Raw genomic sequence first — 23,630 nt, 5'->3', positions numbered from 1 at the left:
AGGACAATATTAGCAGGATCCCAAGTCGAAGAAACCGTCGTGGCCGGCCGACTTTGTTGCAGTTTTGTTTCCAGCGCTGCCGCGCTGCAAGCCTAGGGTGCCGGCCGGTAGCGCTGTTCGCGGTAGAGCAGGGAAGGCAGCATCACGTGTGCCATCGCCTGGTCGACCTGGGCCTGGCTGGGCGTGCCCGCATGCGGATCGAGGACGCCGGTGGCGGCATCGTAGCGGCCCAGCAGGGGGGCTTTGCCGGGCCGCAGGATCGTGGCCGAGCTGCCCTCCAGCCAGGTGAACAGGTTGTCGAACTGGATCAGGGCGCGGCCTGGCGTCGTGCTGTCGCGTGCGAAATCGCGGCCGATCATCGGGTGGGTGCTCGATACGCCCAGCAGCGACAACAGGGTCGGGCCCAGGTCGACCTGGCTGGCGATGGTGGCGATCCGCTTTGGCTGGATGTCGGCGCCGAGGATCAGGCCCGGGATGTGGAACTTCTTGATCGGCACCAGGGCATTGCCGTAGACCCGGTTGTCGTGGTCGGCCACGATCAGGAACAGGGTGTCCTTCCAGTAGTCCTGCTGCTTCGCTGCGCGGATGAATTTGCCGAGCGCGTAGTCGGCATACTTCACCGCGTTGTTGACGGTCTGTTTAGTGGGGTCGTGCAGCGCGATTTTCCCGTCCGGGAATTCGAAGGGTTCATGGTTGGACGAGGTGAACACCAAGCTGAAGAAGGGCTTCTTCTGCGCGTGCAGGTCCTTGAGGCGCTCCAGCGCCTTGTCGAACAGGTCTTCGTCCGAGGCGCCCCAGCTGCCCACGAAGTTCGGGCGCATCTGGCCGATGTCGACCACCCGCTGGAAGCCGTTCCCGGTAAAGAAGCTGCGCATGTTGTCGAAGTGGGCTTCGCCGCCGTACACGAACTCGGTCTGGTAGCCCTGCTGTCCCAGGCCGGCCGCCAGCGTGTAGAAATTCTGCTGGGCCAGCGACAGCTTGACGACGCTGCGCGCCGGCGTCGGCGCATAGCCGGCGACCACCGCTTCGATGCCGCGCACCGAGCGGGTGCCGGTGGCGTACAGCTGCTCGAACCACCAGCCTTCGTGCTTCAGCTTTTCCAGCTCCGGCGTCACCGGCAGGCCGCCCAGCGATTCGACGAAGGTCGCGCCCAGGCTTTCCTGGAGGACGATCACCAGGTTGAGCGGCCGCGCGCGCGCGATCGCGGCCTGCTGGTGATGCAGGGTCGGCAGTTGCGGGTTGTCGAAGCGGGCCTCACGCAGCCAGGGCGCCGCCTTCACCTGCTCCAGCACTTTGGCGCGCGGGATGTCGCCGTAGATCTCGGACGACACGGCTTCCTTGCGCATCGAGCCGAGGGCGTCGAATACCGACCAGGCCGAATTGATGATCAGGGAATTGACCATCGAGTCCCCGGTCAGCGCGAACAGGGCGGGGTTGGCCGGGCGGTGGCCGGTGGTCGAGCGCACCTGCATGATCACGGCCAGGCAGAGCAGCGGCCAGAGCAGCAGCAGCTTGCGCGAGGTCCACATGTGCATGCCCGAGGAGGCGCGCTGCAGCAGCCGGAACAGGACCACGGCCAGCACCAGGGTCGCACCCACGCCCAGCAGCAGGGCGGTGCGGAAGCCGTTCCACAGGGTCGCGAACACTTCGCGCGGATAGCTCAGGTATTCGATGAACAGGCGGTTCGGGCGTACGTCGTACTGCATGATGAACTGCGGCGAGGACAGTTCCATGAAGACGATGAAAACGAGGGCGAAGGTGGCCCAGCCCACCGTGGCCGCGCGCCAGAAGCGGGCCGCGAAGCGGTGCGCGAGCAGGGGCGCCAGCAGCAGCGGAATGGCCAGGAAATAGCCGAGCAGGATAAGGTCGGCGCGCAGGCCCTGCAGGAAGAGGACGCCCGAGATGCCGGTGGCCTGCACCCGGTCCCACTGCCAGACGGCCAGGCCCAGGCGCGACAGGCTCAGGAAAGCCAGCCCGATGAGCAGCATCTGGAGCAGGCTGGCATAGGGCCCGGCCCAGCGGGTGAAGCGCGCCAGCCGCGCGGAAGGGGTCTTGTCCTGCTGGGTAATGCCCGATGCTGTTGGAATCATGGAAACCGCGTAAGGCCGCCTGTTGACGTGGAACACACATCGCCAGGCGATGTCCGGTGGCCCGGCACTGGTAAGCGCCGCAGCCTATATGCATATGTATGGACAAATCATAGCTGATGCCACGCGGAAAAGGGAGGTTTTTGCCGGGTCAAATCTTGACGGTCTGGCACAACTGTTGCCCTCCGGTGACATGGACGCGGCGAGGCCAGCCCGGAAGCTGGCAAGGGAGGCAAGGCGGCGGCGTGGCCGCCGGCACCGTCAGATGTGGCGTTCGCGCGCGTGCTTGTCGCACTCGGCGGCGCAGCGTTCGCAGGCCGCCCGGCAGTCGGCGCAATGCCGGTGCATGGCCGCATGTTTGGCGCATTCCGCGGCACAGGCGCGGCAGATGTGGGCGCACAGCGCGCAGAAGTCGCCGTGGTGGGGCGAGCCGCGCGACAGTACGTTGAGGGTGGCCGCACAGATGTCGGCGCAGTCGAGGTTGATCAGCGCGCAGTTGTTCCGGCCTTCGCGGATGTCGGCTGCCGCACAGGCCTGGCAGGCCCGCATCGCCTCTTCGCAAGCCTGGATGCACGACTGCACGTTCGCCATTTCGGATTCGCCCATCTTGGTCTCCTTGCTGTGTAGGCGCCCATGCTAGCGCATCGCCTGCCTGCCGAGCGTCCGATTCCGCGATGAAAGAAGGCATAATGCCGGTTTGTCCTCCATCGCATCGCTCCCATGATCCGTCGCCTGTTTGCTCTCCTGCTGCTGCTCGCCCTGACGGGCGGCACCGCCCACGCGCATGACCACAGCTTCGGCACCCATGGCATGGCCCTGTTCGGCGACCGCGACGGGCTCTACCTCTCGCACCTGCCGCTGTTCCGTGCGCCGCACGAGCACCAGGTGGTGCTCAGGGTGAAGCTGGCCGACCCTGCGCTCGACCGTGCCCTGCGCGCGCAGCTGGACCGGAAGACGGCATTGTGGACCATCGAGCCGGAGCGTTTTGAACTGTCGCGGCTCGATCCGGCCAACGCCTCGCCCTTGCGCGCATTCGGCGCGGATGTCTTCAACGGCCACTTCGAACGCGAGGGCAAGCGCGTGCATGCCGCGGCGCAGTTCATGGTCGAGCAGGTGATCCTGTACCGCCGGCTCGACCCTGCCGTGCGCAGCCGCCTCGAGGCGCGCTACCTGCCGGTCGGCCGCTTCCTGGTCAAGGAAATCGACAGCCGGCCCGACTTCGACCACATCGTCGCGCTGTCCGCGCCGGCGCCGTCCCCGCTCACGATCCGCAAGTCCGGTCTCGACAACCCGGAAGCACAGATCAAGCGCCTGGCTCCGGTACGCGGCACTATCTACTTCGAGACGGGCGACCTGCGCTGATCACGGCTGGTAGGCGGTCTGGGTGTAGGGACGGGCAGCGCGCTCCTTGCCCCAGTCCTTGTTCGGCGTCGCCTGCATCGTGAACACCAGCTCCCCGCCGGCGCTGAGCTCCTCGTGCTTCAGGTAAGTCCGGGCCAGCGGCTTGCCGTTCAGGGTGACGCGGCCGACGTAGCGGTTCGCGTCCGACAACTGTTCGGCGCGTACCGTGAAGCGCTTCCCGTTCGGCAGGGCCAGCTGGGCTTTGTCGAGGAAGGGACGCCCGATCACGTACTCGCCGCTAGCAGGCGCCACCGGGTAGAAGCCCAGCGCGGTAAACGCGAACCAGGCCGACATCTGGCCCAGGTCGTCGTTGCCCGACAGGCCGTCCGGGCGGTTGCCGTACTGGGTCGCCATGATGTGGCTCAGGCGCTCCTGGGTACGCCAGGGCGCGCCCGCATAGTTGTACAGGTAGGCCACGTGGTGCGAAGGCTCGTTGCCGTGGGCGTAGTGGCCGATCAGGCCGGAGATGTCTTCCATGTGGCCGTAGACCTTGTCGTCGATCCTGGCGTCGAACACCTGGTCGAGCTTTGCCGCCAGCGCGGTATCGCCGCCCAGCATGGAAATCAGTCCCGCATTATCGTGCGGCATATACCAGGAATACTGCCAGGCGCTGCCCTCGGTGTAGTCGCTGCCGTAGTTCGACTGCACCGGGTTGAAGGGCGTGCGGAATTCGCCGGTCGACTTGCGGGCGCGGATGAAACCGGTCTCCCTGTCGAACACGTTGCGGTAGTTCTGCGCCCGCTTGTAGTAAGTAGCGGCGACATCCTTCCTGCCCATCTTCTCGGCCATGCGCGCGATGGTCCAGTCATCGAAGGCATACTCCACGGTCTTGGACGCGGCTTCCGGCTCGCGGTCGATCGGCACGTAGCCGAGCTTCATGTAGTGTTCCAGCCCGCCGTAGGGGCCGTATTCGGCGCTGGCCCGCATCGCGGCCAGGGCCTTGTCCGCATCGAAGCCGCGGATGCCCTTCATGTAGGCGTCGGCGATCACCGGCACCGCGTGGTAGCCGATCATGCACCAGGTCTCGAGGCCGTGGAAGGACCACACCGGCAGGATGCCGTAGGGGCTGTGCTCGCGGGCCGCGATCAGGGAATTCACGAAGTCGGCATTGCGTTTTTCCGGCGCCACCAGGGTGAGCAGCGGGTGCAGGGCGCGGTAGGTATCCCACAGCGAGAAGGTCGAATGGAAGTTGAAGCCTTTGGCCTGGTGCACCTGGTTGTCCGGCCCGCGGTAGCGGCCGTCGCGGTCCATGAACAGCGAAGGCGCCAGCATGCTGTGGTACAGGGCGGTGTAGAACATGGTGCGCATCGGTTCCGGCGCCTCGGCCTTGACGCTGGACAGCGCCCCGTTCCAGGCGCTGGAGGCGGTGGCCCGCTCGGCGTCGAAGTCCCAGCCCGGCATCTCGTCCAGGTTGGCCAGCGCATTGTCTTCGCTGACCGGCGACAGCGCCACCTTCACCAGCAGGGTGCCATCCGGCGGGGCGCCGAATTCCAGCGCCGCCACCAGGGCTTTGCCCTCGATCAGCACCTTGTCCGCCGGGGTCTTGCCCGGCGCGGCGAAACCGCGGTACTCGATGGCTTCCTCGCGGTTGTGCAGCTGGTGCGCGCTCATGGGACGCGAGAATTTCACGGCGAAGTAGAGCTGGCGGCCGGGCGCCCAGCCGCGCGTCTCGCGCATGCCGGTCAGGGTATGGGCGTCGCGCAGGCGCAGGCGCGACCACAGGTTCTTGCCGGCGTGGTCGTAGATGCTGCCGCGCAGGTCGAGGATCACCTTGGCCTGCGCATCCTTGCCGAAGCGGTAGCGGTGCAGGCCCACGCGCTCGCTGGCGGTGAGTTCCACGTCCACCTCGTTGTCCTTCAGGCGCACCGCGTAGTAGCCCGGTTCCGCTTTTTCCTGCTCGTGCGAGAAGCGCGAGCGGTAGCCGGAGTGGGGGCGCTCGGGATAGCCCGGCTCCAGCTTGGTCTCGCCGCTATACGGCATCAGGAGCACGTCGCCCAGGTCGGAGTGGCCGCTGCCGGAAAAGTGGGTATGCGAGAAGCCGAGGATCGACGTGTCTTCGTAGCGGTAGCCGGCGGCCCAGGGGTAGCTCTGGCGGAAGTGGCGCACCTGGGTGTCGGGACTGAGCTGCACCATGCCGAAGGGGCGGGAGGCGCCGGGGAAGGTGTGGCCGTCGCCGCCGGTGCCGATGAAGACGTTGACGGCGGCGGCCGGGGTGCCGGGCGCCGCGGCCTGCGCCGGCGCCATGCCGGTGGCAAGTGCGGCCAACAGGACCAGGGCAGGGTGGCAGATGGCTGTGCGGGTGGTGCGAACGGTCATGGGGTCTCCAACGATGACGGCAAACGAATCGTGTCCCCATGTATAAGCTCAGTTTGCTTTTTGAGCAATATTGCGGCCGAAACTCAGCCATTGTTTAGCTGGTTTACTAAACAAGAGGCCGGATGCGTTGGGCATCCGGCCTTCGCCCTTACTCGCGCAGCGCCTGCGCCGGACGAATCTGCATTGCCGCCACCGCGTGGCGGGCGGTCGAGCCCATCGCCACCAGCGCCGCCACCACCAGGGCACCCGCCAGGGTCCAGGCCCCGACCGGCGCCTGCTCGGTGAAGCTGGCGAGATAGCGCTGGACCGCCACGAAGGCCACCGGCAGGCCGAACAGGGCGCCGATCCCGATCAGCACCACGAACTCGCGCGCCACCAGGCGGCCGATGGCCGAGTGGCCGGCGCCGTACAGCTTGCGCAGCACGATCTCGCGCGCCTTGCGCTGGACGCTGTAGGCCGCCAGCACATAGATGCCGAAGGCGGCGATGGCCGTGGCGATCACGCTCGACGCGGCCAGCAGCTTGGCCAGGCGCAGGTCGTCCGCATAGCTGGACGCGAACATGGCCGCCATGCGCCGCACCTCCAGCACGTCGTTCGGGAAGTAGCGCGGCCACAGTTCCTCGATGGCGCGCTGGACCGCCGCCTGATCCTGCTCGGCGCGGACGGTGAAGATGCCGGTGCGGTCGCCCAGGAAGTAGACCGTGGCCTGCATTTCCTCGTGGGCCGAGCGGTGGCGGATGTCCGGCACCACGCCGAGCACCTGCATGACGTCCTTGTCGTGCGGGGTGCGGACGAACTTGCCGACCGCATCCTGGGCGCTGGCGAAGCCGAACTTGCGCACCGCGGCCTCGTTGATGACGATCTTGTTCTCGTCCTCGGGCTTGTCGCGCGCTGCCTCATACGCCCGTCCGGCCGCCGGCTTGAGCCGGTAGACGCCGAAGAATTCCGGACTGACCCGGGACCAGTTGATCTCGATCGGGGCGCCGCCGTCGCGCTGTAGGGCAGTGCTGTTGAAGTTGATGGTCACCGGGGCATCGCTGACGGCCACGCCGGACACGCCCGGCAGCCGCGCCAGGGCGTCGCGGAAGGCGCGCACGTTGGCGCTGCGCATGTCGTCGGCGGTCGGCACGATCAGCAGCGGGGCCGCGTCGAAGCCTGGATCGAGATTGCTGGCGTAGCGCGTCTGCCAGGCCACCGCCAGGGTCAGGCCGGTCAGGCCCATCGCGGTGGCGAACTGCAGCACCGTGAGGACGCGGCGCAGGCGCAGGCCGCCCACGGTTTCGCTGTTGCCGCGGCCGGCCAGGGCCGAGGTCGGGCGCACCTTGATGGCCGACCAGGCCGGATAGGCGCCGGCCAGCACGCCGACGAATACGCCCAGCAGCACGCTCAGCCCGAGCGAGGCCGGGGTGAACATGCGGTCCAGCTTGCGCTGCACCAGGTCGGAGAACACCGGCAGCAGCAGCCAGGCCAGCAGCAGGCCGATGGCGGTCGCGATCAGGCACACCAGTACCGACTCGGCCAGGAAATGGCGGCTCACCGCCTGGGTGGACGCGCCGAGCACCTTGCGCACCGCGATTTCGCGCTGCCGGCGCAGGGTGCGCACGGTGGCCAGGTTGACGTAGTTGGTGGCGGCCAGCACCAGGATCAGCACGCCGACCGCGGCCAGGCCGAAGATGGTCTTGCGGTCGCCGTGGGTCGATGTCGACCCCTTGATGAGCGGGTCGAGGTAGGCTTCGCCCAGCGGGCCGAGCCGGAAATCGATCATGTCGCGGCCATTCAGGGACGCGATCTGCTCGGGGCTCTGGCGCTGGTAGAAGCTCGAGGCCAGCATGGCGCGGCGCACCGCATCGAGCGCGGTGCGGGCGCCGGGCAGCAGCTTGACATAGACGCCGCCGTGCGAGGACCCCCAGTTGGTGGTGACCAGCTGGCGGTATTCCGGGTGCCAGATCGAGGTCTTGCTGCCGGCCAGCGAGGCATAGGGCAGGGTGGTGGCGGCCGGCTGGTCTTCCAGCAGCGCCAGCACCTGGTAGGGCTGGCCCCCCACCTGCACCGTCTTGCCGACCACGTCGGTATTGCCGAACAGCTTGACCGCGGTTTCGCGGGTCAGGGCCAGGGCATCCGGGCGGGCCAGCGCGGCGGCCAGGTCGCCGGCGAGGACCGGCGGCTTGAAGATGCGGCGGAAGTCGGGGTCGACCACGGTCAGGCTGATGGTCTGCACCTGGGCATTGCCGTTGACGACAGAGCGCACGTCGATGTCGCGCGCGATGAAGGCGCTGGCCAGCAGCGGCGCGCCGCTGGCGACGATGGCGTCGCGGGCGGGCAGGCTGGTCGAATCGTTCCAGTGGCCGCTCGCGCCCGAGGTATTCCATTTCTGCATGAGGCGGTAGATATGCTCACGCTGCGGCACGTGGCGGTCGTAGGACAGCGAATGGGCCACGTAGCCGAGCAGCAGGAAGCAGGCGGCGAAGCCGACCGCCAGCCCCAGCACCACCACGGCCGAGTAACTGGATTCCTTGACCAGCAGGCGCCAGCCGATGCGGAAGTCGCGCAAGATCATCGCTGGCTCCTCATGCTGCCTGCAGGGCGTCGACCACCACGCGGCCGTCGACCAGGTGCAGGGTGCGCGAGGCCTGGGCCGCGTGCGCGGGCGAGTGGGTGACCATGACCACGGTGGTGCCCTCGGCGTTGATGTTGCGCAGCAGGCGCATCACCTCGTCGCCATGGGCCGTATCCAGGTTGCCGGTCGGTTCGTCGGCCAGCAGCATGGCCGGTTTGGCCACCAGGGCGCGCGCGATCGCGACGCGCTGCTGCTGGCCGCCCGACAGCTGGGAAGGGCGGTGTTTGGCGCGGTGCGCCACGCCGAGGCGGTCCAGCATGGCGTCGACGCGGCGGCGCCGCTCGGCCGCCGGGGTGCCGGTGTACTCGAGCGCCAGTTCGACGTTCTCGTAGACGCTCAGCTCCTCGATCAGGTTGAAGCTCTGGAAGATGAAGCCGACCCGCCCGCGGCGCAGCGCGTTCAGGCGCGCCTCGCTCCAGCCGGCCACGTTCTGGCCTTCGAAGAAGTACTCGCCCTCGTTCGGCACGTCCAGCAGGCCGAGTACGCTCAGCAGGGTGGACTTGCCGCAGCCGGAAGGCCCGGTGATGGCGACGTATTCGCCGGCCGCGATGTCGAGATCGACACGGTCGAGGGCGCGGGTCTGGACTTCGCCCGCGAGGTGGATCTTGGAGACGCCCCTGAGTTTCAGCATGCTGCTTCCTTTCGTGTTGAATTGTTTTATTGATTGACCTGGAGCTGCTCGGCCTTGCCGAAGGGGCCGTAGCCGGAAATGATGACCTGCTCGCCGGCGGCCAGGCCCGACAGGACCTCGACGTGGCTGTTGTTGCGGCGGCCCAGGCGCACCGGGCGCTTTTCCGCGCGGCCGCTGGCCTTGTCGACCACGAAGACCCAGGCGCCGCCGGTGTCGTTCACGAAGGCGCCGGTCGGCAGCAGCAGGGCCTGGACCGACTGGCCCAGGGTCAGCTGGGCGTCCAGGCTCTGGCCCGGACTGATCACGGCCGGCTGGTCCTTGGTGAATACCATCTCGGCGGTGAAGCGGCCTTCGCGGATCTGCGGGAACACCGCGCTGACCTGCAGCGGGTAGGCTTTGCCATCCTGGGTCGCGCTGCCGAACAGGCCGCGCGTGATGCGGCGCAGGTAGAACTCGTCGATCTGGACCGACAGCTTGAAGCGCTTGGGATCGTCGATGCGGCCGATGTTCTGGTTCGGCTGCACGGTCTGGCCCACCTGCAGGCGGAAATCGGTGAGCATGCCGGCCGCCGGAGCGCGCACCGCGAGCGCATCGACGGTGGCGCTGACCAGCCGCAGGCCGGAGGCCAGGCCGTCGATGGCGGTCTCCATCTGCTGCAGGCCGCGCTGGCGCACGCCTTCTTCGATGTCGAAGCGGCGCCGCTCGTTGTCGAGGGTGCGGCGCTGCTGCGCCAGCCTGTCGGCGGATTCTTCCAGCGCCACCGCCGAGATGAAGCCCTGCTGCGACAGGCGGCTGTTGCGGGCATGCTGCTTCTCGGCCTGCTGCACGGCATACTGCGCGTCCGACAAGCGGCGGCGATGCTCGCTGCGGCTGGTTTCCTGGGCCACGCGCAGGTTCGCCAGGTTGGAGATCTGCTGCGCGTGCTCGGCCTGGCGCTCGAGCAGGGCCAGGTTGCGCTGTGGATTGGACAGGCGGAACAGCAGCTGGCCCTTGTCGACCGACTGGCCGTCCTGCACCAGCACTTCTTCGACGCGGCCGGATTCGACCGAGTCGAGCATGATCGAATTCAGCGGCTGGGCGCTGGCGCGCACCACGATGTCGTCGCGGAAGATGCCGTTGGCGGCGCTTGCCAAGCGCACGTCGGCGGCGGCCACCTGCAGGCCGTGCGGCATGAAGTGCCAGGCGGCGGCGCCGAAGGCGGCCAGCAGGGCGAGCAGGGCTAAACTGCGGCCGGCACGCAGATACAGCTTGCTGCGGCGCTTGGGCAGCACCGCATCCATGGCGGCGCCGGTGACGGCTTGGGGAGGGAGTCGGTCCATGTTTTCAGAATCAGCGTATGACTGGTTTGCGATGCCTCAGTCATCGCAACTTCCGTGCCACCCGTTTTTTCGCCCGTCCGGACAGGGTTTCGGACAAAAGTGTCCGGATCCGGACAGGTATGCATGTTCGCAGGCGGACAGCTGTCCGGCGGACGATCACTTGCCCTTTCTGCGCTGCTAGAATGCGCTTTGTTCCTACCTGCGCCCACCCTGCATGCTTCCTTCGACCGCATCCATCCTGATCCTCGACGACGACGCCGACGTCGCCTGCGCCGCGCAGATGCTGCTGCGCCGGCGCCATGGCCGGGTCGCGACCCTGGACGATCCGCGCGGACTGGAGGCGCAGTTGGCGGACGGTATTCCCGACCTGGTGCTGCTCGACCTGAACTTCACCCCGGGCCGCATCGACGGCGCCGAGGGCCTCGCGGTGCTCGACCGCCTGCGCGCGCTGCCGCGGCCGCCGGGTGTGATCGCGCTGACCGCCTATGCCGACATTCCGCTGGCGGTCGAGGCGCTCAAGCGCGGCGCCAGCGACTTCATCACCAAGCCCTGGGACAACGCGCGCCTGGTGGCGGCGGTCGACGGCGCGCTGGCGCGCCAGGCGGCATCCGCGCCGGCCGCCCCGGCCGCCTCGCCGCTGATGGGCGAGTCAGGCCCGATGCGCGAACTGCGCGCGATGATCGCCGCCGTCGCGCCGACCGAGGCCAATGTGATGGTGCTGGGCGAAAACGGCGTCGGCAAGGAACTGGTCGCGCGCGCCATTCACGCTGCCTCGAAGCGCGCCGGCGCCACCTTCCTGGCGGTCGACATGGGCGCACTGCCGGAATCGACCTTCGAAAGCGAATTGTTCGGCCACCGCAAGGGTTCCTTCACCGATGCCAGGACCGACCGCGCCGGGCGCTTCCAGGCCGCGCGCGGCGGCAGCCTCTTCCTCGACGAGATCGGCAACATGCCGCTCGGCGCCCAGGCCAAGCTGCTGACTGCGCTGGAGCGGCGCGAAGTTACCCCGCTGGGCGCCGACCGCGCCGAGACGATCGACGTGCGCATCATCAGCGCCACCAACCTGGACGAGGCGCGCTTGTTCGATCCGGCCGTGTTCCGGCCCGACCTGCTGTTCCGCCTGAACACCATCGTGCTGCGCGTGCCGCCGCTGCGCGAGCGCCGCGAAGACATCCCGCAACTGCTGCACCACTACCTGTCGCTGTACGAACAGCAGTACGGGCGCCCGGTGCGCGAGCTGGCGCCGAATGCGCAGGAAGCCTTGTGCGCCTGGCCCTGGCACGGCAACGTGCGCGCGCTGCGCCATGCCTGCGAGCGCGCGGCGATCCTGGCGGCCCAGCCGGAATACCGCTTCGAGGACTTCGGGCTGGCCGCGCCGGCAGCCGTCCCCGTTGCCGTGCCCGAGCCGGCGCAGCCCGAGGAATTCAGCCTCGGCACGCTGGAACGCGAGACCATCGCCGCCGCCCTCGACAAGGCCAAGGGCAACATCAGCCTGGCGGCGCGCATGCTGGGCCTGAGCCGCGCCGCCCTGTACCGCAAGCTGGGCAAGCATGGCATCTGACTCACAGGAGACCCGGCTCAAAGCCGGCGTCCTGCTGTGCGTGGCAGGCGTCGCGCTGCTCGGTTTCGGCGCGGGCATGGTCCACGATTCCCCGCGCCTGGTGGTGCTGTGCGGCCTGGCGGCGCTGCCGTTCGTGTTCAGGCTGTGGCGCTGCCTGGACCGCCTGGCCATGCTGCGCCATCCCAAGCCGCCGGAACCGAAGGCCGTGCTCAGCATCGAGCAGCAGCACCTGGTCGACAATGCGCTGGCGCTGGAGACCAGCCTCGAACACGCGCCGATCGCGCTGTTCCGCATCGACGGCGTCCATGGGGAAGGCAAGGTGGCGCCCCTGAACGGCAATGCGCGCAAGCTGGTCGCACCGGGCCGCGCCAGCGATCCGGCAGCGCTGTACCGGCAGCTGGCGCAGGAAGCCTCGGAGCGCCGCAGCCTGATCCAGTTCGACACCGAGCGCGGGGCCGAGCGTGCCATGCTGGCGGTATCGCTGCTTTCGCTGCAGGGCAGCGCCCAGCGCCTGGCGGCCCTGATGCCGGTCGAGAGCGAGCTGGAAGCGGAGGCCCTGAACGCCTGGCGCCAGCTGGTGCACGTGCTGACCCACGAGATCATGAATTCGCTCACCCCGGTGGCCTCGTTGTCGCGCACCGCGCGCGACATGCTGGAGGATTGCCGCGAGGCCTTGCCGCCGGATGTCGGGCATGACCTGGTCACGGCCCTGGATGCCATCAGCCGGCGCGCCGACAGCCTGGCCGACTTCGTGACCAGCTACCGCAGCCTGTCGAACGTACCGGCCGCGCGGCCGGAACGGATTCTTGTCGCCGCCCTGTTCGAACGGGTGCGCGCGCTGGTGTCGCCCGCTTGGCGTGCCCGTGGCGGCGAGGTCCTGTTTTCGGTGGAACCCGGCTCGCTCGAGCTGGTGGCCGATCCGGGGCAGCTGGAGCAGGCCTTGATCAACCTGCTGAAGAATGCCTTCGAGGCCAGCGCCGGCGTCGCCCGGGGCGGGGCCCGGGTCAGCGCAAGGCTGGTGCGCGGCGGGCGCCTGCGCATCGAGGTGGCGGACGACGGTCCCGGCGTGCCGGCCGAACTCGTCAAGCACATCTTCACGCCCTTCTTCACGACCAAGAAGCAGGGCGGCGGCATCGGGCTGGCGATGGTGCGCCACCTGGCGCACGAGAACGGCGGCACGGTGCGCTATGCGCGGCCGGTCGGCGCAGGCGCGCGCTTTATCATCAGCTTCTGACGCGGTCGTCCGCGAAGAAGGCGGACGGCGTGGTCCCGAAGGTTTTCCTGAACATCGCCGTAAAGGCCGACTGGCTGGCGTAGCCGAGCTGCTGGGCCACCTGCCACAGCGGCATGCCGCGTGCGATCAGGGAGGCGCCATGGGCCAGGCGCACCTGCTGGCGCCACTGGCCGAAGCTCATGTCCAGCTCGCGCTCGAACAGGCGCGCCAGCGTGCGCTCGGAGGCGCCCACTGCCGGCGCCCAGTCCGCGAGGGTCCGGGTGTCGCCGGGAGCGTCGATCAGCGCCTGGCACAGGCCCCTGAGCCGCTTGTCGGCCGGCAGCGGGACGCGGATCGGGCGCGAGGGCGCGCGCGCCAGCTCGTCCAGGATCAGCTCCCCCAGCAGTTCCGCGCGCTGCGGAGCGCGCGGCTGGTCGCCCGGCTCGAGGGCGGCGATCAGCTCGCGCAGCAGGCTGCCCACTTCGACGACGCGGCAGCGCTCGCCCCGGAACGGGTCGCGCGTGGTGTGGATGCGCAAGGGGCTGAGGCAGGCCGCTTCCAGCATCGTGACTTCGTGGACGACGTGCGGCGCGATCCAGATCGCGCGCTGGGGCGGGACGATCCAGCTGCTGTTTTCCGCGCTCACCCGCATCATGCCGTTGTGCGCATAGGTCAGCTGCCCCCACTCGTGGCTGTGGGCGCCGACCGAGACGTCGGCTGGCAGGTCGCGTGCATACAGGCAGACCGGGCGCTCGCCGGTGGGGCCCGGTCCCGGGGTAGGAGGCAAGGTGCGCATGGCAGATTCTCGATAAATCTTGACACGCTATCTTAAATCGGACGCCGGAATTCTGCTTACACTGGCTTTTTCGACCGGAGGGCAGGGATGAGCAAACAGAACAACAGCATGCGCCACGACGCGCGGGTGATCGGCCTGGTGGGCCTGGCGCACGGCACCTCGCACTTCTACCACCTGATCCTGGCGGCCCTGATCCCCTGGCTCAAGCCGGCCTTCAACCTGACTTACACCGAGCTGGGTCTCCTGATGACGGTGTTCTTCGTGGTCTCGGGCATCGGACAGGCCCTGGCCGGCTTCGTGGTCGACCGGGTCGGCGCGCGCGCCGTGCTGTTCTATGGCATGTCGATGCTGGGCGTGTCGGCGCTGGTGCTGTCCGGCGCCGACAGCTACGCCGGCCTGCTGGCGGGGGCGCTGCTGGCCGGCTGCGGCAATGCGATCTTCCACCCGGCCGACTACACGCTGCTGAACCAGCGCGTCTCGCGCGAACGGCTGGCGCACGGCTTCTCGGTGCACGGCATCAGCGGCAACATCGGCTGGGCTGCCGCGCCGGTCTTCCTGGCCGCGATCGCCGCCAGCCAGGGCTGGCGCGTCGCCTTGCTGTCGGCGGCCGCAATCCCGATGGTGGTGCTGGCGCTGCTGGTGCTGAACCGGCAGGTCCTGTACCCGGACCCGATCGTGCGCCGGAGCGGCGCAAGCCAGGGCGGCAAGGAGGGCGCCCTGGGCTTCCTCAAGCTGCGCGCAGTGTGGCTGTGCTTCGGCTTCTTCCTGCTGACGGCGGTGGCGCTGGGCGGCATCCAGAGCTTCGCGACCATCAGCCTGGAATCGCTGTACGGGATCTCGCATGCGCTGGCAACCAGTTCCTATACGGCGTACATGCTGGCCTCGGCGCTGGGCATGCTGGCCGGCGGCTTCCTCGGCGCGAACGCGAAACACCATGACCGCACCGTGGCCCTGGCGTTTTCAGCGGCCGCGCTGCTGGCGCTGGTGCTGGCGGCCGGCGCCGGTCCGTCCTGGATGGCCTTGCCGCTGATGGGACTGATCGGCCTGTGCTCGGGCGTGGCGGGACCCTCGCGCGACCTGATGATCCGCGCCGCCGCGCCGCAGGGCGCCACCGGCCGCGTGTACGGCGTCGTCTACTCGGGCCTGGACAGCGGGCTGGCGATCGGGCCGCTGCTGTTCGGCCTGGTGATGGATGCGGGCCGGCCGGGCTGGGTGTTCGCCGGCGTGGCCCTGTTCCAGGCGCTGGCGATCGCCACCGCGGTGGGCGTGGGCGGGAGCACCCGTGCGCGCCAGGTCGCGGGCAGCAGGAAGGCAGCCTAGCGCAGGGCGTCGATGGCAGGCGCCGATGCCGTCGTGCTGCCTAGTTCCACCAGGTGGGTAAGGGCCCGCGGCCACGGTCCGGGGCTGGTGTAATGCGCGGCACGGCCAGGGGCGCGCCGCCGTCTTGCTCTCCGTGCACCCGGCAGTCGGGCATGCATGCGAAGAAGCTGCCGCGCGAGCCCACACTGCCGATCGAGACCGGCGCCAGGTCGCGCAGCAGCACGCCCATCGGCGTCGGGATGGGGACGGGCAGGTCGTGGGCTTCGAAAGGCGTCAGCCGGTTGTGCATGTTGCCGGTCAGGGCGATGACCAGGGTCTGCGGTCCGTCCAGCGCCGCCTGGCGCACGCGGGCGGCCATGTGCTCGTCGCGGCTGCCCGGCGCGGCGCGCGGCTTGTCGATCGTGATCGCCCGCACCGGCTTGCCCTGGGCGCGCCAGCGCCGCGCCTGCTCGATCAGGACCAGCATCGCGCCGCTCGAGCGGCCGTCGCGGATCTTTTGCCAGAACGGGGAATCGGCCGTCAGTGCGCGGCTCGCCAGGGCGTCGCCGCTTGACGCCAGGTAGGCGGCCAGCCGCGCCTCTTCCTCATGCGGCATTTCGAGGGCCAGCGTCACCGGACGGCCGCCGTCCAGTGCCAGGCAGGCCAGGCGCGCCACCAGCGCCGGATATTCATGGGTGCCGTGCATTTCGCCGACCAGGATGATGGGCGCCGTGCGCGCGAGCTGCTGCGTATCCTCTACCGGCCCGCAGCCGTCGGGCAGCGCCGCCAGTGCGATGGCCGGCGCCAGGCCGATGAGCACTGCGTTCCACAGCTTCAAGAGTGCGCGCATTGGTTCTCCCCAATATCGTGTGATCTGGGGAGTGTAGCGTGGCGGCGCAGCCGGAAAACTATCAGATTGTTATGTTGGCGCGTGTTTGCGGTGCCGGCGGCGGCGCCGTTTGCGGCGTCTCCTCCTGCGGCGCCGCCAGCAGCGCGCGGGCGTCGCGGATGATCGCCAGGATGCTGCGCACGCAGGCCAGGGTCGGCACCCCGCTCTGGGCGTCGGCTCCCTTGGCGTAGGCCCGGGCAATGCGGGTCGCCACCGGCGCGCCATCCTGCACCTGCTCGCGGTACAGGCGGATCAGGGTGACCACTGTTTCGTGCAGCATGTGCTGCGCGCCGCGCGCGATGTTGCGCCCGTTGCCGGAATCGCGTATCGAGTCGGCGACGATCTGTTCGAGTTGGCGTTCGGCCCTGCCGACGAGCATGGCGACCTGGCCGGGAGTGAAGCTGATACGCATGCGTCTACCTCGTCTTCGGTGGTGGGTTCATGCCGCTTCCTTGCTGCAGGCGAGCCTGCCTGGCCGCGGATGGACGGACGCCGCCTTCGGCATGATCCGCGAGGGCCGTACGCGCGGCGGCGGCGGCGGAGGGGCGAAGGGCCGGATCTGGCTCAGGGTGCCGTCGAAGGGCGCCACCGTGTCGTCGATCTGCCGGATCTCGTCCGCCGTCTCGCCCCTGGCGCCTGCCAGGTAGTGGGCAATCGCGATTCTGACAAGCATACGGTTGGTGAGTTCGGCCGAGAGCCCGACTTTCCGGCTGTGGTATTGATAGGTCGAGGTCAGGCCGTCCGGCCCGGTGATCTCGACCTTCTTCGGCAGCGAGAATCCGTAGCGGCCGCTGGCCCAGAGTTTCACCAGGCACTCGCCGCTGGTTGGGGTTGAAAAGCTGAAGTTCATGCATAAATCGTAATCCCGGCTGAGCGACTGCACGATTCAAAATTGTTCCAAACCGTAACGGACGAAACATTCGTTTCCGCGCGTTACGGGAAGGCCCGTGGTGCTTTCCTGCAAGACAGGGGGTAGACGGGCAGGTGGGCTATACTGTCCGCCACCTCAACATCACCTGATGACGCCATGCTGCCTGCCGATTGCGACAAGCTGATGTCCGCGCCGGCAGCCTTCCTTTCGGGCGGCGGCGAAATGGGCGCACTGATGCGTGCCTGCGACTGGAACGCCACGCCCCTGGGCGAGCCGGCAGCCTGGCCCACCGCCCTCAAGACCACGCTGCGCCTGCTGCTGACCTCGAACCATCCGATGTTCATCTGGTGGGGGCCGGAACTCATCCAGTTCTACAACGATGCCTACCGCGCCACCCTGGACGCGCGGCGCCACCCGTCCGCGCTCGGCCAGCGCGGACGCGCCTGCTGGGAAGAGGCATGGCCGATCATCGGACCCCAGATCGAGCAGGTGATGCGCGGCGGCGGCGCGACCTGGCACGAAGACCACCTGGTGCCGCTGGTGCGCGACGGCGTGCTGTCCGATGCCTGGTGGACCTACGGCTACAGCCCGATCGAGGACGACGACGGGGTGCGCGGCGTGCTGGCGATCTGCAAGGACGTCACCGCGGAACACCAAACCCGGGCTGCCCTGGCGGCGGCGGCGATGCGCAGCGAGGTCGCGCTGGCGGTGTCCGAGCACCAGCTGCAACGCCAGCTCGGCGACTGGCAGCAGCTGCATGCGATGAGCGAGCGCCTGCTCGAGGCACGCACGCTGTCCGGCCAGTTCGACATCGTGTTGCGCACCGTTACGCAGCTGCATGGCTGCCACCAGGGCGTGGTCTCGCTCCACGATGCCGGCGCCGGTGGCCTGGTGACCCAGGCCAGCCAGGGCATCAGCACTGCCGGCCTGGCCGCGCTGCGCTGCGTGCCGGTGGGCGCGGGCGCCTGCGGCACCGCCTTCAGGGACAAGCGGCGGATCGTCGTCGCCGACATCGCCACCGACCCGCTGTACGCCGAGTGCCGCGGTTTCGCGCTGGAGCAGGGCATCAAGGCGCTGTACAGTACGCCCTTCTTTGCCAACGACGGCAGCGCACTGGGCGTGATCAGCATGTACTTTTCCGATCAGCGCGTGCCGGACGAACGTGAGATGCAGCTCACCGACATCTGCGCGCGCCACCTGGCGCCGATCGTCGAACGCGAACGCGCCCAGGCGCAGCTGCACCTGGAACAGCAGCGCAGCCACCGCATCCTGCAGACCCTGCAGGATGGCTTCGTGCTGATGGACCGGGACTACCGCATCCTGCAGATCAATGCCGCCGGCGCCGCCATGGACGGGCGGTCCGCCGCCGAGATTGTCGGACGCACGCACTGGGACGCGTGGCCGGGCTCGGAGCGGCAGGCGGCCGGGGAGCTGTACCGGCGCGTGATGCGCGAGCGCGTCGCCGCCGCCATGCCGGTGTCCTACGAGCGCGACGGGCAGACGCGCTGGTACAGCGTGCATGCCTACCCGTATGACGAGGGGGTGGCGGTGCTGTACCGCGACATCACGCGCCAGCGCGAGACCGAGCGCGAGCTCCAGGAGCTGAGCCGCGCGTCGGAACAGCGGCGTCGCCTATACGAGACCTTCTTGTCGAACACCCCGGACCTGGCCTATGTGTTCGACCTCGAGCACCGCTTCACCTATGCCAACGACGTCCTGCTCAAGATGTGGAACCGCAGCTGGGAAGACTCGATCGGCAAGACCTGCCTCGAGCTCGGCTACGAAGCCTGGCACGCCGAGATGCATGGCCGCGAGATCGAACAGGTCAAGGCGACCAGGGCGCCGATCAAGGGCATCGTGCCCTTCGACGGCAGCTTCGGGCGCCGCATGTACGAGTACATCTTCGTGCCGGTGTTCGGACCGGACGGCGAGGTCGAGGCAGTGGCCGGCACCACGCGTGACGTCACCGAGCGCCTGGAGGCTGAAGAAGCGATCCGGCAGAACGAGGAGCGCTTCCGTTCGCTGATCGTCGCGACCACCCAGATGGTATGGCATTGCGGGCCGGAAGGCATGATGGAAGCCGATTCGCCGACCTGGCGCGCCTACACCGGCCAGACCTACGACGAATGGAAAGGCTTCGGCTGGCTCGACGCCGTCCATCCGGACGACCGCGCGGCCGCGCAGGCGCACTGGCGCGCGTGTGTCGCCCGGTGCATCCCCTACGAGTCCGAGCAGCGCCTGCGCACGGCGGACGGCATGTACCGCTGGACCGTCGCGCGCGCGGTGCCGATCTTCGGCCAGGACGGTGCGATCCGCGAGTGGGTGGGCACCACCACCGACATCCATGACCGCCGCCAGAGCGAGCTGGAACGCCAGCGCTTCGTCTCGCTGGCCGAGCGCAGCGAGGACTTCATCGGCATGGCCGGACTCGACCTGAACGTGTTCTTCCTGAACTCGGCCGCGGTGCGCCTGATCGGCGCGGCCTCGCTCGAGGAAGCGCTGGCCACGCCGGTGGAAGGCTTCTTCTTCCCCGAAGACCGCGATTACATCGCGCAGGAGTTCCTGCCGCGCGTCGCACGCGACGGGTATGGCGAAACCGAGGTGCGCATGCGGCACGTCCGTTCCGGCGCGGCGATCTGGATGATCTACGCTGTCTATGTGATCCGCGATCAGGATGGCCAGCCCGAAGGCTATGCCACGGTCAGCCGCAACATCACCGAGCGCAAGCTGGCCGAGGAACGCCTGCGCCAGGTCACGGTGGACCTGCAGGACGCCAACAACCGCAAGACCCGCTTCCTGGCGACGCTGGCGCACGAGCTGCGCAATCCGCTGGCGCCGCTGCGCACCGGGCTCGACCTGATGCAGCTGCCGGGCAGCAGCCCGCAGACGCTGGCACGGGCGCGCACGATGATGGACCGCCAGCTGCGCCAGATGGTGCACCTGATCGACGACCTGATGGACATCGCCCGCATCGACAGCGGCAAGATCGAGCTCAAGCGCGAGCATGTCGCGCTGCGCCAGGTCGTCACGATCGCGATCGAGGGCGTGATGCCGATGATGGAGGCGGCCGGGCACCGGCTGGATGCCGAGCTGCCGGAAGAGGCGCTGTGGCTCGACGCCGACCCGACCCGGCTGGCGCAGGTCCTGACCAACCTGCTCACCAACGCCTGCAAGTACACGCCGCCGGGCGGCATGGTCACGCTGTCGGCGCGCGCCGACGGCACCGAGAGCGTCGCGGTCGCGGTGCGCGACACCGGCATGGGCATCCCGCCGGACGCGCTGGAAAGCGTGTTCGACATGTTCAGCCAGGTGTCGCAGAACATCGGCCGCGCCCAGGGCGGCCTCGGGATCGGCCTGGCGCTGGTGCGCAGCCTGGTGCAGATGCATGGCGGGACCATCCATGCCGAGAGCGCCGGGGTGGGACAGGGCAGCTGCTTCACGCTCTGTCTGCCGTTGGCACCGGCCTGCCTGCCTGCAGGCGGTGACGGCCCGGATGGCGGCGCCGCCGTGCCGGCCGGTCGGGCCAGCGGCTTGCCGATCCTGGTCGCGGACGACAACGTCGACGCGGCCACCATGCTCGCCGCCGTGCTGGAGGCGCGCGGCCACCGGGTGACGCTGGCGCACGACGGACCCGCCGCGCTGGCGCTGGCGCGCGAAGCCCGCTTCGAACTGCTGATCCTCGACATCGGCATGCCCGGCCTGTCCGGCTACGAGCTGGCGCGCGCCCTGCGCCGGCTGCCGCACCTGGACGGCGCGCTGCTGGCCGCGCATACCGGCTGGGGTGCGGAACACGACCGCAGCGAGGCGACGGCCGCCGGCTTCGACGCCCACCTCACCAAGCCCGCCGGGCTGGAAGAGATCGACGCGCTGCTCGGCCGGCTGGCCGCGGCAGCCTGAGACAGGCCGATCAAAGCCCTGGTGGCAAGGCCTGGAGAACGGTGCACAAGCGGGCCTGCGGGTCCAGCGTGGCGTCGGCGGCATCGGCACCGGTCACGCCTTGCGCTTGCCGCAGTTGCAGCAGCTTGAGTGCCGCATCGCAGTCGCCCAGTTCCGCACCCTGCCGGAGAACCGCTGCCGCCATGCCGGTTTCTCCCTGGCGTTCGAGCAGGAGGCCATAGCGATAGAAGGCAGCCGGGTAACGCGATTGCATGGCTTTCCGGTACAGCCGGCTCAGTTCCTCGTCGCCGGCAATATCGGCCCGTCCCGCCTCGAGCAGGGTTCCCAACGCGGTTTCGGCGCGGCCCTCGCTACGTCCGAGCGCGCGTCGGTACAGTGCCAACGCCTGGGCATCGTCCTGGGCATTGCCCAATCCCAGTTCGAAGCTGCGGCCGAGATAGTAGAGGCCCTGGGGATAGTCGCGGGCCGCGGCGCGTGCCAGCCACGCCGACGCTGCCGTACGCTCTTCATCGGTTTGCGCGCGCTGCATCAGCAACAGGCCAAGCCGAACCTGGGCGGCAGCCAGTCCGCCCTCGGCGGATTTCGTCAGCCAGTATTGCGCCTTGTCGAGATCGCGTTCTCCGGCGGTCCCGAATTGATAGGCGTAGGCGAGATTTGCCTGTGCCCAGCCGTGTCCCTGCCCAGCCGCTTTGGCATACCATTCGACCGCCTGCTTCTGGTCACGCGGAACGCCGGCGCCACGGTTGTACAGCACCCCGAGGTTGTTCTGCGCAACGGCGTTGCCCGCCTGCGCTGCCAAACGGTAATAGACTGCGGCCTGGGTCAGGTCGGCCTTGACGTAGGTGCCATTCTCGTACCAGGCGCCAAGCCTGTTCTGCGCGACCGGCTCGCCGGATGCCGCCAGCGCCCTGGTACTGGCCAGCTGCGCGGCATCCTGCGCCGTCGCGCTGTTTGCCGTACCAGGCACCCAGACATATTGCGTCTTGAGCCAGCCGGTGGGCGTCTCGTTCGTGGCGAGCACCGCGCGGAAGACGCAGCGGCGGATGCCGTCGAGCGCCGCCTGGTCGAGGTCTTCCCTGCCGCTGGAGACGAGCACGCGGGCATCGGTGACCAGGCCTTTCTCGCCGATCTGTACCTCGACCGTCGTCTTGCCCTCGGCGCGCTGCGCCAGCGCGGCAGCGGGCCAGACGGGGCGAGGGCAGGCGTTCAAATCGATCACCATCACCTGCTGCGCGTCCTGGATGCGGGCGGCACTTGCATGCGTGGGAAGAATGAAGGCGGCGGCAGCGAAAAAAAGGATGGTGGTCTTCATTTCATGAATGTACGCGTTCATGAGGTGCTACAGATACGCGGATTGTCACGCTGCTTGACGAGAATCGATTGCTGCGTCCGGCAAGTGCTCGTGCGTCGGCGACACAACCACCTTCGTGAAGATGGCAAGCCAAGGCTGCACCAATCTGCTGCGACATACTCACGACAGCAGAGAGCACGCCCGTCCACTCATCGCCCCCGTGCACGGCAGTGAGGGCCACGGTGACGGCCCTCATCCCTATTCCGAACGAGGTCAGGAAAACCGCCGACATGGTATGAGCCATCCAGGAGGGGACGGCGTCGAGCGTCGACAGCCAGTCCATTCCGAACCCACTCGAAGCAAGGCCGGGGCCCCAATGAGGTGGGGAATAAACCACTGCGGGGCTGCTATGTAGGTCGGGACGCGTTCCGACCCGCGAAACACGGCTCACAGATTCTGCTATGAGGTTTTAGACAGCCTAGGTCGAGAGCAGATTGATGCTCGCGCAATGATCCGAACTATTTCCTAGCAAGTAAGGTGCCGCTTCCCAATGGGGCAGGACGCCATGACGGTATCCTCATCAATCAGCTCCTTGCGAGCCGGTGTGAGCACCTCGTCGTGCCTTGATATCCTCTACTTGGGCGTGCTACTCGAAACGCGGCACCTGATCAATTCCGACTTTGCTGCAACGAAGGAAACGTGAATTTTTGATAGTTTCCGCATGGAAATATAAATTATCATGTTGGTTGTCCCAATGCGAAGCTGGAATAATCATGCAGGTTCTATTTGTTCTTTTCGAAACGCACAAATGGCAGTACCACGCTGTAAGACCTCCGCTATGGCGCTTCCTCTTGAGCGTTTTTGTAATGCTTGGGTTGGCTTCGCCATCCATTGCAGAAACATTGGCACGACCGCCGCTGGAAGGGTACAGCTCTTCCATCTACATGTACCCCAACGAATTAGATCTTGCGAAGGAGGTTTGTGAAGCTCCTGGCGGTACTCTGGACCATATTGAATACGGCAACGATGCCAACGAAAGCAATAATTTTCATCCAAGCATGCAGCCGGTTTGCCGGTTCAATTGGGGGCTGCAACATCAAAATTGGTTCCTTTGGGCCTTTGCTTGCCCTAGGGCGGGGTGGGGAACTAGTCGCACTCCTATAACGTGCCCAGCGGTGGGAAAACCGCCGCAATGTGCCTCATGCCACAAGAATCTTCCTTCGTTTTCCTCTGAGGTTGGCAATCCCATCAACGTCGCGACACGTGAAAAGATTCAGCGTGAGACAGACTACCACTCTCAAACGCTCGAATTCACGCGCCTGTACCGGTGAGGTACTCTGATTTTTTCGGACACTCTTGTTTGGTAAAGTTCACCAACAGGAGCTTTTATGATGACATTGAAGAAGACGTACACCCCGGAACTCAAGGAAGAAGCCGTGAAG

17 protein-coding genes are annotated in these 23,630 nt (G+C 67.8%); 6 read left to right on the top strand and 11 right to left on the bottom strand.

Annotation, left to right across the window (positions count from 1 at the left end):
• Positions 1 to 92: 92 nt before the first annotated feature.
• Both AC56LK_RS14330 and AC56LK_RS14325 read right to left on the bottom strand, forming a co-directional pair.
• On the bottom strand, positions 93 to 2,090 hold the full coding sequence (locus AC56LK_RS14330; protein ID WP_497185169.1) for an LTA synthase family protein: 1,998 nt from the start codon (positions 2,088 to 2,090) through the stop codon (positions 93 to 95).
• Positions 2,091 to 2,348: 258 nt separating this feature from the next.
• Complete coding sequence (locus tag AC56LK_RS14325) at positions 2,349 to 2,693, bottom strand: four-helix bundle copper-binding protein (RefSeq protein WP_497185168.1); 345 nt, start codon at positions 2,691 to 2,693, stop codon at positions 2,349 to 2,351.
• A 114-nt stretch (positions 2,694 to 2,807) separates the two neighbouring features.
• Between AC56LK_RS14325 and AC56LK_RS14320 the strand changes: the two genes are divergently transcribed.
• Positions 2,808 to 3,449 (top strand): hypothetical protein, encoded by a 642-nt coding sequence (locus AC56LK_RS14320; protein ID WP_497185167.1) that lies wholly within the window; start codon positions 2,808 to 2,810, stop codon positions 3,447 to 3,449.
• On the opposite strand, the gene AC56LK_RS14315 is transcribed toward AC56LK_RS14320, so the two are convergent.
• The 4 genes from AC56LK_RS14315 to AC56LK_RS14300 form a co-directional block, all read right to left on the bottom strand.
• Positions 3,450 to 5,804: a GH92 family glycosyl hydrolase gene (locus AC56LK_RS14315; RefSeq protein ID WP_497185166.1), complete on the bottom strand. Its 2,355-nt coding sequence runs from the start codon at positions 5,802 to 5,804 to the stop codon at positions 3,450 to 3,452. It abuts the gene before it with no gap.
• Between the two features lie 148 nt (positions 5,805 to 5,952).
• The gene (locus AC56LK_RS14310; RefSeq protein ID WP_497185165.1) at positions 5,953 to 8,361 is read right to left on the bottom strand and encodes an ABC transporter permease; all 2,409 of its coding nucleotides are present in this window, start codon (positions 8,359 to 8,361) and stop codon (positions 5,953 to 5,955) included.
• A gap of 10 nt (positions 8,362 to 8,371) precedes the next feature.
• The gene (locus tag AC56LK_RS14305; RefSeq protein WP_497185164.1) at positions 8,372 to 9,052 is read right to left on the bottom strand and encodes an ABC transporter ATP-binding protein; all 681 of its coding nucleotides are present in this window, start codon (positions 9,050 to 9,052) and stop codon (positions 8,372 to 8,374) included.
• Positions 9,053 to 9,078: 26 nt separating this feature from the next.
• Entirely contained in the window at positions 9,079 to 10,371 is a 1,293-nt protein-coding gene (locus AC56LK_RS14300) for an efflux RND transporter periplasmic adaptor subunit (protein WP_497185163.1), read from the bottom strand.
• Between the two features lie 214 nt (positions 10,372 to 10,585).
• On the opposite strand from AC56LK_RS14300, the gene AC56LK_RS14295 reads away from it, so the two are divergent.
• Together AC56LK_RS14295 and AC56LK_RS14290 are read left to right on the top strand one after the other, a co-directional pair.
• On the top strand, positions 10,586 to 11,932 hold the full coding sequence (locus AC56LK_RS14295) for a sigma-54-dependent transcriptional regulator (RefSeq protein WP_497185162.1): 1,347 nt from the start codon (positions 10,586 to 10,588) through the stop codon (positions 11,930 to 11,932).
• A complete protein-coding gene (locus AC56LK_RS14290) occupies positions 11,922 to 13,166 on the top strand; it encodes a sensor histidine kinase (RefSeq protein ID WP_497185161.1) in 1,245 nt (414 codons plus the stop codon). The genes AC56LK_RS14295 and AC56LK_RS14290 overlap by 11 nt, the downstream gene beginning before the upstream one ends.
• On the opposite strand, the gene AC56LK_RS14285 is transcribed toward AC56LK_RS14290, so the two are convergent.
• A complete protein-coding gene (locus AC56LK_RS14285) occupies positions 13,156 to 13,941 on the bottom strand; it encodes an AraC family transcriptional regulator (RefSeq protein ID WP_497185160.1) in 786 nt (261 codons plus the stop codon). The two genes, AC56LK_RS14290 and AC56LK_RS14285, sit on opposite strands and share 11 nt — an antisense overlap.
• Positions 13,942 to 14,028: 87 nt before the next feature.
• On the opposite strand from AC56LK_RS14285, the gene AC56LK_RS14280 reads away from it, so the two are divergent.
• A complete protein-coding gene (locus tag AC56LK_RS14280) occupies positions 14,029 to 15,261 on the top strand; it encodes an MFS transporter (protein ID WP_497185159.1) in 1,233 nt (410 codons plus the stop codon).
• A gap of 40 nt (positions 15,262 to 15,301) precedes the next feature.
• Here the strand turns inward: AC56LK_RS14280 and AC56LK_RS14275 are convergent, their stop codons facing one another.
• The 3 genes from AC56LK_RS14275 to AC56LK_RS14265 form a co-directional block, all read right to left on the bottom strand.
• Complete coding sequence (locus tag AC56LK_RS14275) at positions 15,302 to 16,090, bottom strand: hypothetical protein (RefSeq protein WP_497185158.1); 789 nt, start codon at positions 16,088 to 16,090, stop codon at positions 15,302 to 15,304.
• A gap of 61 nt (positions 16,091 to 16,151) precedes the next feature.
• On the bottom strand, positions 16,152 to 16,541 hold the full coding sequence (locus tag AC56LK_RS14270; RefSeq protein ID WP_497185157.1) for a hypothetical protein: 390 nt from the start codon (positions 16,539 to 16,541) through the stop codon (positions 16,152 to 16,154).
• A gap of 27 nt (positions 16,542 to 16,568) precedes the next feature.
• Complete coding sequence (locus tag AC56LK_RS14265; protein ID WP_497185156.1) at positions 16,569 to 16,979, bottom strand: hypothetical protein; 411 nt, start codon at positions 16,977 to 16,979, stop codon at positions 16,569 to 16,571.
• A 177-nt stretch (positions 16,980 to 17,156) separates the two neighbouring features.
• Here AC56LK_RS14265 and AC56LK_RS14260 point away from each other — a divergent pair, with 177 nt between their 5' ends.
• Positions 17,157 to 20,897 (top strand): PAS domain S-box protein, encoded by a 3,741-nt coding sequence (locus AC56LK_RS14260; RefSeq protein WP_497185155.1) that lies wholly within the window; start codon positions 17,157 to 17,159, stop codon positions 20,895 to 20,897.
• Positions 20,898 to 20,907: 10 nt separating this feature from the next.
• Here AC56LK_RS14260 and AC56LK_RS14255 read toward each other — a convergent pair whose 3' ends face one another.
• Positions 20,908 to 22,230, bottom strand: coding sequence for a TonB family protein (locus AC56LK_RS14255; RefSeq protein WP_497185154.1), 1,323 nt, complete (start codon positions 22,228 to 22,230; stop codon positions 20,908 to 20,910).
• Positions 22,231 to 22,961: 731 nt separating this feature from the next.
• On the opposite strand from AC56LK_RS14255, the gene AC56LK_RS14250 reads away from it, so the two are divergent.
• Positions 22,962 to 23,519, top strand: coding sequence for a hypothetical protein (locus AC56LK_RS14250; protein ID WP_497185153.1), 558 nt, complete (start codon positions 22,962 to 22,964; stop codon positions 23,517 to 23,519).
• Positions 23,520 to 23,630 lie beyond the last annotated feature (111 nt).

It is taken from the genome of Telluria sp. ZB4P36, from assembly GCF_059685865.1.
Note: the sequence above shows the minus strand (reverse complement) of the source record. Positions and strands in the feature narration are given on the sequence as shown.

Coding starts and splice junctions, on each gene's coding strand:
- AC56LK_RS14275 (WP_497185158.1), bottom strand. CDS start 16,090: ATGCGCGCACTCTTGAAGCTGTGGAACGCAGTGCTCATCGGCCTGGCG.
- AC56LK_RS14330 (WP_497185169.1), bottom strand. CDS start 2,090: ATGATTCCAACAGCATCGGGCATTACCCAGCAGGACAAGACCCCTTCC.
- AC56LK_RS14315 (WP_497185166.1), bottom strand. CDS start 5,804: ATGACCGTTCGCACCACCCGCACAGCCATCTGCCACCCTGCCCTGGTC.
- AC56LK_RS14310 (WP_497185165.1), bottom strand. CDS start 8,361: ATGATCTTGCGCGACTTCCGCATCGGCTGGCGCCTGCTGGTCAAGGAA.
- AC56LK_RS14305 (WP_497185164.1), bottom strand. CDS start 9,052: ATGCTGAAACTCAGGGGCGTCTCCAAGATCCACCTCGCGGGCGAAGTC.
- AC56LK_RS14285 (WP_497185160.1), bottom strand. CDS start 13,941: ATGCGCACCTTGCCTCCTACCCCGGGACCGGGCCCCACCGGCGAGCGC.
- AC56LK_RS14295 (WP_497185162.1), top strand. CDS start 10,586: ATGCTTCCTTCGACCGCATCCATCCTGATCCTCGACGACGACGCCGAC.
- AC56LK_RS14265 (WP_497185156.1), bottom strand. CDS start 16,979: ATGAACTTCAGCTTTTCAACCCCAACCAGCGGCGAGTGCCTGGTGAAA.
- AC56LK_RS14300 (WP_497185163.1), bottom strand. CDS start 10,371: ATGGACCGACTCCCTCCCCAAGCCGTCACCGGCGCCGCCATGGATGCG.
- AC56LK_RS14320 (WP_497185167.1), top strand. CDS start 2,808: ATGATCCGTCGCCTGTTTGCTCTCCTGCTGCTGCTCGCCCTGACGGGC.
- AC56LK_RS14325 (WP_497185168.1), bottom strand. CDS start 2,693: ATGGGCGAATCCGAAATGGCGAACGTGCAGTCGTGCATCCAGGCTTGC.
- AC56LK_RS14270 (WP_497185157.1), bottom strand. CDS start 16,541: ATGCGTATCAGCTTCACTCCCGGCCAGGTCGCCATGCTCGTCGGCAGG.
- AC56LK_RS14290 (WP_497185161.1), top strand. CDS start 11,922: ATGGCATCTGACTCACAGGAGACCCGGCTCAAAGCCGGCGTCCTGCTG.
- AC56LK_RS14280 (WP_497185159.1), top strand. CDS start 14,029: ATGAGCAAACAGAACAACAGCATGCGCCACGACGCGCGGGTGATCGGC.
- AC56LK_RS14260 (WP_497185155.1), top strand. CDS start 17,157: ATGCTGCCTGCCGATTGCGACAAGCTGATGTCCGCGCCGGCAGCCTTC.
- AC56LK_RS14255 (WP_497185154.1), bottom strand. CDS start 22,230: ATGAACGCGTACATTCATGAAATGAAGACCACCATCCTTTTTTTCGCT.
- AC56LK_RS14250 (WP_497185153.1), top strand. CDS start 22,962: ATGCAGGTTCTATTTGTTCTTTTCGAAACGCACAAATGGCAGTACCAC.